Raw genomic sequence first — 12,914 nt, 5'->3', positions numbered from 1 at the left:
GGGGTTTCCATAGTGGATCTCGTCACGCTCACCATCGCGGCAACGCCGGCATTCATCGCGAGCGCGGTCGAGTTCGTCGAGGCGACGACGATCGTGCTTGCGGTGGGCATCACTCGCGGCTGGCGCGCTCCACTCGTCGGCACCTTGCTCGCCGCGCTCACGCTCGCGCTGATCGTCATCACGCTTGGCGTGGCGCTGGTCACCGTGGTCCCGGAGCATCTGCTTCTTGGTCTGGTCGGCACGCTGCTCCTGCTCTTTGGCCTGCGGTGGCTGCGCAAGGCCGTTCTCCGCTTTGCGGGCGTCGTGGCGCTCCACGACGAGGATGAGATCTACCGCAGGGAGGTCGCGGAGCTGCGAGCGCAGGGTCTGCGGAAGACGGAGTGGGACTGGGTCGGCGCGCTCGTCGCGTACAAGGCCGTGCTCCTCGAGGGCACCGAGGTCGCGTTCATCGTCATCGCTTTCGGCGCGAAGGGCGTTGCGGCGATGAACGCCGCGATCGTTGGAGCGATCGCTGCCGGGGTCATCGTTACTGCTCTGGCCGCCGCACTCCGACGGCCGCTGAGCGCTGTTCCCGAGAACTGGATGAAGTTCGGCGTCGGTGCCATGCTGTCGGCCTTCGGTGTGTTCTGGTTCGGTGAAGGTGTCGGTGCCCACTGGCCAGGCGACGCCGCATCGATCCCCTTCCTGCTTGGGGCCTTCCTCGCGGCGAGCTGGCTCTCGGCGCGGATGCTCAGCGGGCTCCTCCCGGACGGCGCCCGTGTCGAGGCACGCAACGTCTAGCGTGCTTCGCGGGATCTGGGAGAGCGCCTACGGACTCCTCGTCGACGATGGTCAGCTGGCAGTCGGCGCCATCGCCGCGCTCGCGATCACCTGGCTGGTCGCATCATTCGGCGGCGACGCGGTGCAGCAGAATGCGGGATGGCTGCTGCTGGCGCTTGTCCTCGCGCTCGTCGTCTCTAACCTCTACCTCGCAGGCCACAAAGTGCGGAGTCGCATCAGCTAGCTCCGGTCCAATACACCCGGGCGGTTCATCGCGCTTCGGTCCCAGTCGCCTTCCGCACGCGCTCCCGCGTGAGTGGCACGTCGCGCACCCGCGCGCCGCACGCCGCGAAAACGGCGTTCGCGATCGCAGCGGCCGTCGGCACAGCGCCCGGCTCACCGACGCCGGTCGATGGCGCGCTCGCGTCGCCCTCGACGAGCACCTCGATCGCCTCTGGTGCGTCGCGGAAGGTCGCGATCGGATAGGTGTCCCACGAAGTCGTGGCGACGCGGCCGCCTTTGTGGCGGAGCTCCTCGATCAGCGTCCACGATGCGGATTGCTGGATCCCGCCCTCGGTCTGATTGCGCACGCCGTCGGGGTTCACGACCAGGCCGGGGTCGATGACGCACCAGACGCGCAGCAGGCGGACCGCGCCGCTCGTGGACACTTCGACCTCGGCGACCTGCGCGACGTAGGTCCCGTGGTACTCGGTGCACGCGAGACCGCGCCCGCGACGCTCGGGCAGCTTCTCGCCGAAGTCGCTCACCGCGGCGACGCGCTCGATCACTCGTCGTAGCCGGGGATCATCGATGTGACGAAGGCGGAATGCGAGCGAGTCCTGGCCCGACGCGTGCGCGAGCTCGTCGACGAACGACTCGATCGCGAAGACGTTCTCCGCCGCGGCGAGGGATCGGAAGTTCGCGGTGCGGAGTGGCGTGGGTTCGACATGCAGCACGACGTTCGCGTGGGGGATGCGGTAGGGCGGGACGGCGTTCCGGCCGGAGGTCATCGCCGCGACGCGCGGATCCGGCCCGGCGGCGGTGTGGACGTTGGTGTGCTCGTCGTATCGCCACGCGGCGATCCGACCCTCTGCGTCGAGGCCGGCCGCGACCTCGAGGACCGCCTCGGGCCGGTTGGGGGAGTACGCGAACTCCTCGGCGCGCGTCCACTGCACGAGCACCGGACGGCGGCTGTGCTTCGACAGGACCGCCGCTTCGATCGATACGTCGGGCGCGCTGCTACGGCCGTACGTGCCGCTCGACATCTGCGCCTGCACGCGCACGCGGTCGCGCGGCAGGCCCACGCGATCCGCGACCGTGTCGCGCAGCCCGAACGGACGATGCGTGCCCGCGTAGACCGTCGCGCTGTCTGCACGGACGTCGACGAGCGCGGCGCTCGGGCCGATCGACGCGCTCGCGATCGAGGGCAGCGTGTACGTCGCGGAGCGTGACAGTGCGGCCGACGCGAGCGCGGCGTCGATGCCCGCGTCCTCCCGCAGCGGGACGACCTGCGTGCTCGATGCGTCGACCTTCGGCGTGTCCCAGTCGATGTCGAGCGCGTCGGCCGCGGCACGGGCCTGTTCCTCCCGCTCCGCTACGACGCCGACGACGTCGCCGTCGTGCACCACGGCAATCACCCCTGGCATCGCTCTCGCGGCGCGATCGTCGACGCGGGTCGCGCGTGCTCCGCGCACGGGAGGTCGAGCGATCGCCCCACGCGCGAGGCCAAGGGGCCGGACATCGGCGGTGTATCGCGCGCGTCCGGTCACGATGTCGCGCGCCTCGACGCGCGCGAGCGGCGTGCCGATGTGCCGCCAGCGATCTCGCGGCAGCAGCGGCTCGTCGTCGGGGATAGTGCCGGTGAGCGGCGCACCATGGACGAGGTCCGCGTAGCTCACCCGCTTGCCGTCGCCATCTCCGACCGTGCCGTCCTGCGTGTCGAGCTGCCTCGCGGGAACGCCGAGGCGGGCCGCCGCGCGATCGATCAGCGTCCTGCGCGCGAAGGCCGCAGCGCGGCGGAGCGCGGGCGCCTCCTGTGCGATGGAGTTGCTTCCGAACGTGCCGAAGTCGAACGGCACCTCGTCGGTGTCGCCGAGCACGACGCGCACGCGCTCCACCGGCACGTCGAGCTCGTTCGCGACGAGCTGCGCGAACGCGGTCCGGATCCCCTGGCCGAACTCGATCTTGCCGGAGAACGCGGTCAGCGATCCGTCGGGCTCGACGCGGATGCGCTCCTCCAAGTTCATTTGTTCATCGCAGGGGGAGAACCCCCTGCAACCCCCCTGCTATCCGCTGCCCGTTTGACCGCTCTAATGGCGCGGCCGTACACGCCGCAGCGGCAGAGGTTGCCGGAAAGCGCGTCGCGGATCGCGGCCTCGTCGGGCGCTGCGTCGCGCGCGAGGAGAGCCGCGGCCGAGATGATCATCCCGCTGGTGCAGTAGCCGCACTGCATCGCGTCCTCGGCGATGAAGGCCTCCTGCACCGGATGAAGCCCGTCGCCCCGGGCAAGTCCCTCGATCGTGGTGATCTCGCGTTCGGCCGCCTGCCGAGCGGGCATGAGGCACGACGCAACGGCTCTGCCGTCCGCGATCACGTAGCACGCTCCGCACTGGCCGCTCCCGCACCCGAAGCGCGTACCGGTCAGTCCGAGGTCATCCCGCAGCACGCTGAGGAGCGAAGCGCTCGGCGGTGGGTCCACCTGGTGTGTCGCGCCGTTGATGTTGAGAACGAGCCGCATGCCCACCCAGCGTACTCACGCGGTGGCGCCGGCGCTTAGGCCGTGCTGCGGATGCGTGTCACGCGACGGAGCGCGACGAGCGCGACCGCGGCGGCCGCGATCCAGGCCAGCGCGGCGACGACCGGGTTCGCGAGATCGGTCCCGGACATCACGCCGTGCGCGAATGCGGCCAAGAATGCGACGTACGAGAGGCGGTGGAACCACTGCCACTGCCCGTTGGTCAGCGACGACCGCAGCCAGGTGGAGACGAGCACGACGAGGATGAGCTGCATGGAGATCGTGCCGAGTCCGATCGCGACTCGCCCGTACGAGACGCCGAATGGGACCACGAGATCGACCAGTCCGATCTGCGCATAACGGTCGAACAGGAGTGCGATGACGTGCGCGAGACCGAGCGGGATCCAGAGAACGGTGAGGAAGCCGTGCACCACGCGCACGCCACGGTTATGCGAGAGCCACGCGAACGTCCCGGTGCGCAGCGCGATGCCGGTCAGCACCGAGAGCGTGAGCGCGACGAGCGACGCCGTGCCGGTCGAGCGCGCAACGATCCAGATGAGATCCGTGCTGAGGTTCACTGGGCGGTCAGGACTGCTTGGTGCGTGTGAGTGGCGCGGTGCTCGTGCTCGTGACCGAGCGCCGCGTCGTCGTGCGTCCGGCCGTCACCGTCCGCGGCGCGGTCGTCGGCACCGGTGTCGCGGTCGCGACAGCCGCGGGCTGGAGCGGCGCGTTCGCCGCGTGTAGGTTCTCGCTCGCGAAGATCGTCATGCCGCCGAAGCTGGTAAGGGTGATCGCGGCGGCGAGCGTGCGGAGCATGAGAGTGGATCCGATGAGCGGTCTGGCGCGGCGGGGTCGGTCTGTCATGCGGATAAGAGGAACATCCGCGGGCTGCGTGAGCATGAAAGCCGCTTGAGAAGCGCTTAGGAGTCGGTCGCGAGCCGCAGGCGGAAGCGCGCTCCGCCGCCGGTCGCTTGCTCGAGCGTCACAGAGCCCCCGTGGGACTCGGCGACGTCCTTCACGATCGACAAGCCGAGGCCGGAGCCCGGAAGAGACCGTGCGTTGCTCGCCCGCCAGAAACGGTCGAAGACGCGCGCGGCGTCCTCGGGCGCGACGCCGGGGCCGTGGTCGCGAACGCTCACCTCGCCATCTTGGACAGTGACCTCGACCACACCCTTCGCAGGACTCCACTTGCCGGCGTTGTCGAGGAGATTCGTCACAGCACGCGCGATGCGCGGACGAACTCCGCGCACGGTCGTCGCTTCCAGGACCGCGTCGAAGCGCACTTGCGGGTAACGGCCACGCATATCGGTGATCGCTTCGCCGACGACCTCGTCGAGCCGAACATCTTCGATCGGGAGGGTCGCCTCTTCGTCGCGCGCCAGATCGATGAGATCCCCGACGAGCGTCGAGAGGCGCTCGATCTGACCGACGAGCTCGACGAGCACCTGCTGGCGCTCCACAGGATCGGTCGGTTGCCCGCGCGCGAGCAGCTCGAGGTTGGTTCGCAGGCTGGTGAGCGGCGTCCGCAGTTCGTGCGAAGCGTCGGCGACGAGCTGACGCTGCTGTCGCAGTGAGATGTCGAGCGCGCTGAGCATGCTGTTGAAGCTTGCCGCGAGCCGGCCGAGCTCGTCGGGACTCTCACCTTCGACGCGCCGGGACAGGTCGCGCGTGCGCCCGACCTCTTCGACGACGTCGGTGAGCCGGCGGACCGGCATCAGCGTCCCTTGCGAGACGATGACACCGAGCACGGCCGCGAGGAGGACCGCGCCGATCGCGACGATCGCCAGGCGAAGGCGCGTCTCGTCGAGCACGCCATTGATCTCATCAAGCGGCCGCCAGAGCTCGATGGCCGTGCCCGGCGTGAACTGCGTGGGTGCCGTGAACTGAGCGACGTACACGCGCAGGTGCGAGCCCTCGATCTCGGTGTTGAAGAAGTACGCGGCCTTCGTCCCAGCGGCGACCGCACGCGCGTCGGCGGTCACGAGTGCCGTGAGAGGCTGGTTCTCGACCCGGCCCACGCTGCCGGATGTGTCGATCACCTGAGCAAGGATGTCGGGGCGGCCGGACAGCGGAGATCCGAGGGAGCCGGGAAAGCGAGGTGGGCCGCCGCCACGCCCGCCGCCCCCGCCCTGCGGTTGACGCGACACGGCAGCGGCATCCTTCAGCGTCTCATCGAGCTGCGTCGTCAGCTGCTGCTGGACGACGACGTACATGATCGCGGCGGCGCTGACGGCGGCGAGCGCGACCGCGCCGGCCGCGAGGAGCGCGACGCGAACACGAAAGGTCATGCTTCCCTCAGCACGTAGCCGACGCCGCGCATCGTGTGGATGATCCGTGGCTCGCCGAGCTTCCGGCGCAGGTATCCGATGTACACGTCGAGCGAGTTCGAGTCCGGACCGAAGTCGTAGCCCCACACCTTGTCGAAGATGACATCGCGGCTGAGCACGCGGCGCGGATTCGAGAGGAAGAGCTCGAGCAGCTGGTATTCCGTGCGCGACAGCTGGATCGTCCGATCTCCACGGCGGCAGGTCATCGCGTCGCGGTCGAGGGACACGTCCTCGAAGCGAAGGGTGCCGCGCGACTGCCCGCTCTGCGGCGCGCGCCGCTCGAAGGCACGCAGTCGCGCCAGGAGCTCGTCGAGCGCGAACGGTTTCACGAGGTAGTCGTCGGCGCCGGCGTCGAGGCCCTCGACCCGCTCGGTGACCGCCGCGCGCGCGGTGAGCATGAGCACCGGCACCGCGTTGCCGGTCGAGCGCAGGCGGCGGCACACCTCGAGTCCGTCGAGACCGGGCAGGCCGATGTCCAGGACGACCGCGTCGTAGGGGTTGGCCGTGGCCACCTCCAGCGCTCTTACGCCGTTGGCGGCGGTCTCGGTCCGATGGCCGGCGCCGCGAAGCGCCCGCTCCACGGCTCCCCGCACTGCGGGATCGTCCTCGACGAGGAGGACGTTCACGAGCCGAGTGTATGGGCGCCCCGCTAAGAACCGAGTAAGAAAACCGCGCCGTCCGGTCCTTCTTAGAGCCCTTTCATGAACCGCGGCGGCGCGGGTGGTGTCCTGATCGCAGTCACCTCAGCGGAAAGGACAACGACATGAAGTACATCGACAAGATGCTCATCGCGAGCGGCGTCACGCTCCTCCTCACGGGTGGGGTCGCGGCCGCTGCGCTCGCGCCGGGCACCGCCGACGCCGTCATCACACAGCTGCCGGGCGAGGTCGCCATCTTCGCCTCCAACAGTCCCTTCGGCGCGCCGAACACGCTCGCGACCGCCGCGGCGTACATCGGCATCACCGAGGCTGCGCTGCGCACCGAGCTCCAGAGCGGCCAGACCCTCGCCCAGATCGCCGTCGCACATGGCAAGACCCGTGACGGTCTCATCGCCGCGCTATCGGCCGAGGCGACCAGGCAGATCACGACCGCCGTCGACCAGCCGGGCACGAACTTTGGTCCCGGTGGCCGCGGTGGACCGGGCGGCCCGCGCGCGATGATCACGAATGACATCGCAGCCGCAGCGACGTACATCGGTACGACCGAGGCGGATCTGCACGCAAAGCTCCAGGCAGGCCAGACCCTCGCTCAGATCGCGACCGCCGCGGGCAAGACCCGTGACGGACTGATCGCGGCGATGGTGGCTGACGGCAACGCCAAGATCGATGCCGCCCTTGCGGCAGGCACGATCACCGCGGCGCAGGCCACCGAGAGGAAGGCCTCGCTCACCGCGCACGTCACCGCCGAGGTCGACGAGGCTCGTCCCGCCGGCGTGCCCGGTGGCCCGGGCAGGGGTCGGCGCCCCTAAGTCAGCCTTCCCGTCTCCCTCCCTCCTTGCGCTGCGCCCGCCCATGTGGCGGGCGCGGTGCAAGACCGCAGACGCCTGCAGCCCCGCATAACAAACGAGCGGCCCGGTTTCCCGGGCCGCTCGTGGACTGCGATATCGCAGACGCTTAGGTCAGGTTGTTGCCGATGTTGCTGAAGATGTTCTGGATCTGGCCACGAAGGAAGACCATCGCGACGATGACGGCAATCGCGATGACGGCGATAATGAGTGCATATTCGACGAGGCCCTGACCCTCTTCGTCACGGAAAAAAGCGATCATGAGAACCTCCTTTCCCTGCGATCTGGACGGGCGAACCCGCCCATCTGTGGAGAAGAATAGGTACATCCAGGCGCTCCACAAGCCCCCTAAGGCAGGGACCCGATGGTCATTGATACTCCTACGTCACCTGGTACTGCAGTACTAGCCCGCCCTGCGGAAGCATCCGCGTTCGTGGTGGTCGAGCATGCCGGTGGCCTCCATGAATGACTCGCAGATCGTGGGTCCCACGAAACGGAAGCCACGTTTCCGAAGGTCGCGCGACAGCTCGGCCGGGTCCCGGAAGCCCCAGAAATAGGTATCAAAGCTGCCGTACTCGCGCGCGACGGCGAGGAAGGCCTTCGCGTTCGCGATGGCCGACGCGATCTTGAGCCGATTGCGCACGATGCCCTCGTCGCGCATGAGTCGCGTTACGTCGCGGGCGCCGAAGCGCGCCACCTTCTTCGGATCGAACCGTGCGAACGCAGCGCGATACGCCGTGCGCTTTCGAAGGATCGTCTCCCACGAGAGCCCCGCCTGCGCGCCCTCGAGCACGAGGAATTCGAAGAGCGTGCGCTCGTCGTGGCGCGGCGTGCCCCACTCCTTGTCGTGGTAGCTGATGAGCGGCTCGCGTGTCGCCCAGGAGCAGCGCTTCATGCGCCTCCCCATGAGCGAAGCAGGTCGGGGAGCTCGGCGAGCGTGTCGACGATCGCATCAGGCGCGACGTCGGAGGTGGGGAAGCCCGAGTCGTTGCGCCGCCAGATCGCGCGCATGCCGATCGCCCGCGCGCCGGACACGTCATCGACCTGACGGTCGCCGATCATCACGCACGCGTCCGGCGCGACGCCGAGACGCGACGCCACCTCGCGGAACACGGACGGATGCGGCTTGGAGCACGGTAGGTCGGACGTGTACACGAGCTCGTCGAGCAGATCGGCGAGCCCGTGCGCCGCGAGATCCGCGTTGTGCCATTCGGCCGCCCACCACGTGTTCGAGAGGAGGCCCAACAGGTAGCCACGCTCGCGCAGCGTCACCAGCGTGTCGCGCGTGTCGGAGAAGACGGAGCACCAGCCCGCGACCGCGCGCGCGTATCCGTCGAGCACGGTCAGGAGCGCAGCTTCACCGAAGCTCGTCCCAAGCCGCCGGAAGCCGTCGCTGACGACGCCGGTGGGTGGTCCGCTCCAGTGGTCGCGATCGACCCGTTCCCAGTGCGCCTTCTCGGCGGCGCGCATCGCCAGGACGAAATCCTCCCGCGACGCGCTGATCGCCTCGGATGCGCGAAGCGCGTCAAAGGCGAGTCCCCACTTCGTCGCCGCGCCGCCCTCCCAATCGGCCCAGTGCACGAGCGTGCCGCCGAGGTCGAACACGACCGCCCGCGGCGCACTCACGCGAGATCGGGGATGCGTGACCTGACGCCGGCCAGCAGGATCTCGCGCTCGATGAGCTCCGCGACGGCGGCGATGTCCGGAGCGAGCGCGCGGTCCGTCTCGAGCTTCGGGACGTGCTCGCGCACGACGCGGCGGGCTTCCTCGACACCGGGCGCCGTCGTAGCGCCGAGCAGATCGAGACCCTGAGCGCCGCAGAGTGCCTCGATCGCGAGCGCGTCGCGCGTGTTCCGCACGACCGCCGCGAGCTTCAGCGCCGCGTGGACGCCCATGCTCACGTGATCCTCCATCCCCGCGGAGGTCGGCACCGACTCGACGGATGCGGGGAACGCGCGAAGCCGGTTCTCCGTGACGAGCGCGGCGCTCGTGTACTGCGCGACCATGAAACCCGAGTTCGTCCCGGCCATCGGACTCAGGAACGGCGGGAGGCCGCTGGTGTGCGCGTTCGTGAGCCGATCGACGCGTGCCTCGCTGACGTCGGCGAGCTCCGCGACCGCGATCGTTGCCACGTCGAGGGCGATCGCCACGGGCTGCCCGTGGAAGTTGCCACCGCTCACCACGCGCCGCTGCTCCGCAAAGACGAGCGGGTTGTCGGTCACGGAATTGATCTCGATCTCGATGACCCGCCGCGCGTAGTCGAGGGCGTCGCGTGACGCGCCATGTACCTGGGGCATGCAGCGGATCGAGTACGGATCCTGGACCCGCGCGTCGCCGAGGCGGTGCGACGCGACGTTGGCGCTCCCCTCCATGAGCGAGCGCAGGTTGGCGGCGACGGTCTGCTGTCCTGGATGCGGCCGCGCGGCGTGCAGGTCGGCGTTCCACGCGGCGTCGGTCGCGCGCAGCGCCTCGGCGGACATCGCGCCGACGATGTCAGCGGTCGCCGCGAGCACCGCCGCGTCGTGGAGCGCCAGGCAGCCGATGGCGGTCATGACCTGTGTCCCGTTGATGAGCGCGACGCCTTCCTTCGGCCCGAGCTCGAGCGGCCTCAGTCCAGCTCGCTTCAGCGCGTCGGCACCGGGCATTCGCTTGTCCTCGACGAACGCCTCGCCCTCGCCCATCAGCACCAGTGCCGCGTGAGCGAGCGGCGCGAGATCGCCGGAGGCGCCGACGCTGCCGTGCATCGGGATCACGGGATGAACGCCGCGATCGAGCATCTCGAGCAGCATCTCGGCGAGCTCAGGGCGCACGCCGGAGCGACCGGCCGCGAGCGTGTTGGCACGCAGGAGGAGCACCGCGCGCACCACGTCGGCCGGCAGTGGATCGCCGACGCCCGCGGCATGGCTTCGGATGAGATTGCGCTGGAGCGTTCGGAGGTCCCCGATCGGGATGCGGACCGTCGCGAGATCGCCGAAGCCGGTGTTGACCCCGTAGACGGGCGCGTCCCCCGCTGCCAGCTCCGCGACGAGCCTCGCGGACTCCGACATGCGGCGCTCCGCCGTGCGGTCGAGCGCCACGGGCGTCTGCCGGCGGGCGACCGCGAGCACGTCGGCGATGCTGAGATCCGCTCCGGTCAGGCGCAGTGTCGGCACGGGAGCTACTCGGTCTCCTTCAGGTTCTCCCGGTACCACGCGGAGAGATCGGCGTAGTGCTGCGCCGCTCCGACGGTCCAGCGGTCGTCCTCCGGGCGGACCTCGCGCACCACTCGTGCGGGCACGCCGAGCACCAGCGACCGGGCCGGGGCCGCGAAACGCTCGGCAAGGACAGCACCCGCGCCGACGATCGTGCGCTCGCCGACCGTATTCGCGCCGACGAGGACCGCGGCGGAGCCGATGAGCACGTTCCGCTCGACGATCGAGGAATGGACGATCGCTCCATGACCGATCGTGCACTCCGCCCCGATGATCGTCGGCTCGCCGGTGTCGGTGTGGATGGTGCAGTTGTCCTGCACGTTCGAGCGCTCGCCGATCTCGATGCGGTCCATGTCGGCGCGCAGCACCGAGCCGAACCAGACCGACGCTCCGGACCGCACCGTCACGTCCCCGATGAGAACGGCCGTCGGCGCGATGAACGCGTCGGGCGCCACCGTCGGTCGTTTCCCGCGGTAGCCGTAGAGCGGCACGGCTCCGTAGAGTAGGTGGCGCGATGAAGACTCGCGACCTCCGGGTCGAAGGCTACCGGCCACTGATCCCGCCGGCGATCCTCCTCGACGAGCTTCCGCTCACCGAGGCGGGATCGCGGACCGTCGCGAGCGCGCGCGAGGAGCTCGTGCGCATCCTCGATCGCGAGGACGACCGCCTCATCGTCGTTGTCGGGCCGTGTTCGGTGCACGACGTCGAGGCTGCCATGGAGTACGCGGGCCGGTTGGTGACGCTCGCGAGGGATCTTGCCGCGGACCTTCGGGTCGTCATGCGTGTGTACTTCGAAAAGCCGCGGACGACCGTCGGTTGGAAGGGCCTCATCAACGACCCCGGCCTCGACGGCAGCTTCCGCATCAACGACGGCCTGCGGCTCGCGCGCCGCTTGCTGCTCGATCTCGCGGAGCTTGGCGTGCCCGCGGGCTGCGAGTTCCTGGACCCCGTCTCGCCGCAGTACACATCCGATCTCGTGAGCTGGGGCGCGATCGGCGCGCGCACGACCGAAAGTCAGGTGCATCGCGAGCTCGCCTCGGGTCTATCGATGCCGGTCGGATTCAAGAACGGGACCGGTGGCACGGTGCAGATCGCGATCGACGCCGTGCGCGCGACGGCGCATCCGCACAGCTTCATCGGGGTCACCGAGCAGGGTCTTGCTGCGTTCGTCAGCACGCGCGGGAATCCATACGGACACGTGATCCTGCGTGGCGGCGCCCGCGGTCCGAACTACGACAAGGCGAGCGTGCGCGGCGCGCTCGATGCGCTGCGCGACGCGGGCCTTCCCGAGCGGCTCATCGTCGATGCGAGTCACGGGAACAGCGAGCGCGATCACTTGCGGCAGCCCGCCGTCGTGGGTGAGATCGCGGCGCAGGTCGCCGCGGGTGAGCGCGGCATCGCGGGCGTGATGATCGAGAGCTTTCTCGTGGAAGGACGCCAGGAGCTCACGGATCCAGCACGACTCGTCTACGGACAGAGCATCACCGACGCGTGCATCGGGTGGGAGGACACGGTGAGGGTGCTTCAGGGTCTTGCTTCGGCGGCGCGTGGACGCCGCTCGCGGAGCGAGGGTCAGCGTCCTCGGGAGGCGTCCACCAAGCGGTAGCCGAATCCTCGCGCGGTCTCGATCGCGACCTCGGTCACGGTCGCGTCTTCAAGCTTCTTGCGGAGGCGGCCGACGTGGACGTCGACGAGGCGCGTGTCGCTGCCCGGCTCGTACCCCCACACGCCCGTGAGGAGATCGTCTCGGGTGAACACGCGGCCGGGCTCCCCCGCCAGTGTGCGCAGGAGCTTGAACTCTGTCGGTGTGAGCTGCACCTGCCGGTCGCCGGCGATGGCCTGGACGCTGCCGTTGTCGATCACGAAGCGACCGAAGCGCATCTGCTTCGCGCCAGCGCCGTCATGCGACATCTGCGACCGGCGGAGCAGCGCCTCGATGCGCGCGAGCAGCTCGTCGTTGTCGAACGGCTTGCCGATGTAATCGTCGGCGCCGACGCGCAGGCCGACCACCCGATCGGGCGGCTCTTTCTTGGCGCTGATGAACAGGATCGGGACATCGGTGTTCCGCCTGAGTTCGAGACAGAGGCTGATGCCGTCAAGGCTCGGCATCATCACGTCGAGTGTGATGACGTCCGGGTGAACGCGCTCGAAGGTCTCGACCGCCTGTCGCGAGTCGGTCACGACGTGAGTCGCGTAGCCCTCTTCCGCGAGGATGCTCGAAAGGAGCATCGCGATGTCCCGGTCGTCCTCAACGATCATCACGCGCGCGCCGGTGTGTGCGGGTGCCGAGGCGGCGGAGGGACGCTGCTCGATCATCGTGACGGTCCTGTATCGCATTTGCCGTGCCACTCTGTAACGAAGCAGCTTTCGCTGCTTCGTTCTGCTTAGCGTGTTGGCTC

General features: G+C 69.2%; 16 protein-coding genes. 4 read left to right on the top strand and 12 right to left on the bottom strand.

What is annotated here, in order from left to right:
* Positions 1-12 precede the first annotated feature (12 nt).
* On the top strand, positions 13-780 hold the full coding sequence (locus tag VI056_05095; protein ID HEY6202399.1) for a hypothetical protein: 768 nt from the start codon (positions 13-15) through the stop codon (positions 778-780).
* 1 nt (position 781) lies between these two features.
* Positions 782-1,003: a hypothetical protein gene (locus tag VI056_05090; GenBank protein ID HEY6202398.1), complete on the top strand. Its 222-nt coding sequence runs from the start codon at positions 782-784 to the stop codon at positions 1,001-1,003.
* A gap of 25 nt (positions 1,004-1,028) precedes the next feature.
* On the opposite strand, the gene VI056_05085 is transcribed toward VI056_05090, so the two are convergent.
* Genes VI056_05085 through VI056_05060 form a run of 6 tightly spaced genes read right to left on the bottom strand, consistent with a single transcriptional unit; the run spans position 1,029 to position 6,446 of the window.
* Complete coding sequence (locus VI056_05085) at positions 1,029-3,005, bottom strand: molybdopterin cofactor-binding domain-containing protein (GenBank protein ID HEY6202397.1); 1,977 nt, start codon at positions 3,003-3,005, stop codon at positions 1,029-1,031.
* Positions 3,002-3,496, bottom strand: coding sequence for a (2Fe-2S)-binding protein (locus VI056_05080; protein ID HEY6202396.1), 495 nt, complete (start codon positions 3,494-3,496; stop codon positions 3,002-3,004). Before VI056_05080 ends, VI056_05085 begins: the two co-directional genes overlap by 4 nt.
* A gap of 35 nt (positions 3,497-3,531) precedes the next feature.
* The gene (locus tag VI056_05075; protein ID HEY6202395.1) at positions 3,532-4,071 is read right to left on the bottom strand and encodes a hypothetical protein; all 540 of its coding nucleotides are present in this window, start codon (positions 4,069-4,071) and stop codon (positions 3,532-3,534) included.
* Positions 4,072-4,078: 7 nt separating this feature from the next.
* The gene (locus tag VI056_05070; protein HEY6202394.1) at positions 4,079-4,357 is read right to left on the bottom strand and encodes a hypothetical protein; all 279 of its coding nucleotides are present in this window, start codon (positions 4,355-4,357) and stop codon (positions 4,079-4,081) included.
* A 56-nt stretch (positions 4,358-4,413) separates the two neighbouring features.
* Positions 4,414-5,781: a HAMP domain-containing sensor histidine kinase gene (locus tag VI056_05065; GenBank protein ID HEY6202393.1), complete on the bottom strand. Its 1,368-nt coding sequence runs from the start codon at positions 5,779-5,781 to the stop codon at positions 4,414-4,416.
* The gene (locus VI056_05060; GenBank protein ID HEY6202392.1) at positions 5,778-6,446 is read right to left on the bottom strand and encodes a response regulator transcription factor; all 669 of its coding nucleotides are present in this window, start codon (positions 6,444-6,446) and stop codon (positions 5,778-5,780) included. Before VI056_05060 ends, VI056_05065 begins: the two co-directional genes overlap by 4 nt.
* A 137-nt stretch (positions 6,447-6,583) precedes the next feature.
* On the opposite strand from VI056_05060, the gene VI056_05055 reads away from it, so the two are divergent.
* The gene (locus VI056_05055; GenBank protein HEY6202391.1) at positions 6,584-7,288 is read left to right on the top strand and encodes a hypothetical protein; all 705 of its coding nucleotides are present in this window, start codon (positions 6,584-6,586) and stop codon (positions 7,286-7,288) included.
* A 145-nt stretch (positions 7,289-7,433) separates the two neighbouring features.
* Here the strand turns inward: VI056_05055 and VI056_05050 are convergent, their stop codons facing one another.
* The 5 genes from VI056_05050 to VI056_05030 form a co-directional block, all read right to left on the bottom strand.
* The gene (locus VI056_05050; GenBank protein HEY6202390.1) at positions 7,434-7,586 is read right to left on the bottom strand and encodes a Flp family type IVb pilin; all 153 of its coding nucleotides are present in this window, start codon (positions 7,584-7,586) and stop codon (positions 7,434-7,436) included.
* A 141-nt stretch (positions 7,587-7,727) separates the two neighbouring features.
* The gene (locus tag VI056_05045; protein HEY6202389.1) at positions 7,728-8,219 is read right to left on the bottom strand and encodes a DNA-3-methyladenine glycosylase I; all 492 of its coding nucleotides are present in this window, start codon (positions 8,217-8,219) and stop codon (positions 7,728-7,730) included.
* Positions 8,216-8,950, bottom strand: a complete 735-nt coding sequence (locus tag VI056_05040) for an HAD family hydrolase (protein ID HEY6202388.1) — start codon at positions 8,948-8,950, stop codon at positions 8,216-8,218. Before VI056_05040 ends, VI056_05045 begins: the two co-directional genes overlap by 4 nt.
* The gene (gene hutH, locus VI056_05035) at positions 8,947-10,476 is read right to left on the bottom strand and encodes a histidine ammonia-lyase (GenBank protein HEY6202387.1); all 1,530 of its coding nucleotides are present in this window, start codon (positions 10,474-10,476) and stop codon (positions 8,947-8,949) included. The genes VI056_05040 and hutH overlap by 4 nt, the downstream gene beginning before the upstream one ends.
* A 5-nt stretch (positions 10,477-10,481) precedes the next feature.
* On the bottom strand, positions 10,482-11,006 hold the full coding sequence (locus VI056_05030) for a gamma carbonic anhydrase family protein (GenBank protein ID HEY6202386.1): 525 nt from the start codon (positions 11,004-11,006) through the stop codon (positions 10,482-10,484).
* A 23-nt stretch (positions 11,007-11,029) separates the two neighbouring features.
* Here VI056_05030 and VI056_05025 point away from each other — a divergent pair, with 23 nt between their 5' ends.
* Positions 11,030-12,121 carry a 3-deoxy-7-phosphoheptulonate synthase gene (locus VI056_05025; GenBank protein ID HEY6202385.1) on the top strand — a complete coding sequence of 364 codons (1,092 nt, stop codon included), beginning with the start codon at positions 11,030-11,032 and terminating at the stop codon, positions 12,119-12,121.
* On the opposite strand, the gene VI056_05020 is transcribed toward VI056_05025, so the two are convergent.
* The gene (locus tag VI056_05020) at positions 12,088-12,852 is read right to left on the bottom strand and encodes a response regulator transcription factor (protein HEY6202384.1); all 765 of its coding nucleotides are present in this window, start codon (positions 12,850-12,852) and stop codon (positions 12,088-12,090) included. The two genes, VI056_05025 and VI056_05020, sit on opposite strands and share 34 nt — an antisense overlap.
* Between the last annotated feature and the right edge of the window lie 62 nt (positions 12,853-12,914).

Source organism: Candidatus Limnocylindria bacterium, assembly GCA_036523395.1.
Lineage (GTDB): Bacteria > Chloroflexota > Limnocylindria > P2-11E > P2-11E > CF-39.
Note: the sequence above shows the minus strand (reverse complement) of the source record. Positions and strands in the feature narration are given on the sequence as shown.

What these genes read in the sequence shown, in the direction of transcription:
- VI056_05045 (HEY6202389.1), bottom strand. Translation starts at nt 8,219, where the DNA reads ATGAAGCGCTGCTCCTGGGCGACACGCGAGCCGCTCATCAGCTACCAC.
- VI056_05065 (HEY6202393.1), bottom strand. Translation starts at nt 5,781, where the DNA reads ATGACCTTTCGTGTTCGCGTCGCGCTCCTCGCGGCCGGCGCGGTCGCG.
- VI056_05025 (HEY6202385.1), top strand. Translation starts at nt 11,030, where the DNA reads ATGAAGACTCGCGACCTCCGGGTCGAAGGCTACCGGCCACTGATCCCG.
- VI056_05020 (HEY6202384.1), bottom strand. Translation starts at nt 12,852, where the DNA reads ATGCGATACAGGACCGTCACGATGATCGAGCAGCGTCCCTCCGCCGCC.
- VI056_05055 (HEY6202391.1), top strand. Translation starts at nt 6,584, where the DNA reads ATGAAGTACATCGACAAGATGCTCATCGCGAGCGGCGTCACGCTCCTC.
- VI056_05080 (HEY6202396.1), bottom strand. Translation starts at nt 3,496, where the DNA reads ATGCGGCTCGTTCTCAACATCAACGGCGCGACACACCAGGTGGACCCA.
- VI056_05085 (HEY6202397.1), bottom strand. Translation starts at nt 3,005, where the DNA reads ATGAACTTGGAGGAGCGCATCCGCGTCGAGCCCGACGGATCGCTGACC.
- VI056_05070 (HEY6202394.1), bottom strand. Translation starts at nt 4,357, where the DNA reads ATGACAGACCGACCCCGCCGCGCCAGACCGCTCATCGGATCCACTCTC.
- VI056_05050 (HEY6202390.1), bottom strand. Translation starts at nt 7,586, where the DNA reads ATGATCGCTTTTTTCCGTGACGAAGAGGGTCAGGGCCTCGTCGAATAT.